Origin of the sequence: Chitinolyticbacter albus (assembly GCF_024437655.1) — a bacterium.
GTDB lineage: Bacteria > Pseudomonadota > Gammaproteobacteria > Burkholderiales > Chitinibacteraceae > Chitinolyticbacter > Chitinolyticbacter albus.
Window position 1 is genome coordinate 1 of record NZ_JANBVF010000076.1, and the last position, 726, is coordinate 726.

1 protein-coding gene is annotated in these 726 nt (G+C 68.7%); it reads left to right on the forward strand.

Going from position 1 to position 726, the window contains the following annotated elements; all coding sequences use genetic code 11:
* Positions 1–726: methyl-accepting chemotaxis protein (locus NLI84_RS18840; protein ID WP_255992369.1), on the forward strand; the 726-nt coding region annotated here is incomplete at both ends.

The window sequence follows — 726 nt, forward strand, 5'->3', positions numbered from 1 at the left end:
CGCGCATCATCACCCGCCAGGTGGGGGGCGAGCCGGACAAGGCGGTGCAGATCCTGCAGCGGGTGGCCGAGGGCGACCTGACGGTCGATGTGCAGCTGCGCCAGGGCGATCAGACCAGCATGCTCTACAGCATCCAGCAGATGATCGCCAAGCTGACCGACGTGCTTGGCGACGTGCGCGGCGCCGCAGGCTCGATTGCCTCGGCCTCGGAAGAGGTCTCCGCCTCGGCGCAGGCGCTGTCGCAGAACGCCTCGGAGCAGGCAGCCAACGTCGAGGAGACCAGCGCCTCGGTCGAGGAAATCTCGGCCACGGTGGCGCAGAACTCAGAAAACGCGCGCGTCACCGACGGCATGGCGACCAAGAGCGCCCAGGATGCCGGCGAAGGCGGCGAAGCGGTGAAGCAGACGGTGGCCGCGATGCGGCAGATCGCCGGCAAGATCGGCATCATCGACGACATCGCCTACCAGACCAATCTGTTGGCGCTGAACGCCGCAATCGAGGCCGCGCGTGCCGGCGAGCACGGCAAGGGTTTCGCCGTGGTCGCGGCCGAGGTGCGCAAGCTCGCCGAGCGCAGTCAGGTGGCGGCGCAGGAGATCAGCGCGGTGGCGGGCGACAGCGTGACCATGGCCGAGCGTGCCGGTGGCCTGTTCGATCAGATGGTGCCCTCGATCCGCAAGACGGCCGATCTGGTGCAGGAGATCACGGCCGCCAGCCGCGAGCAGACCA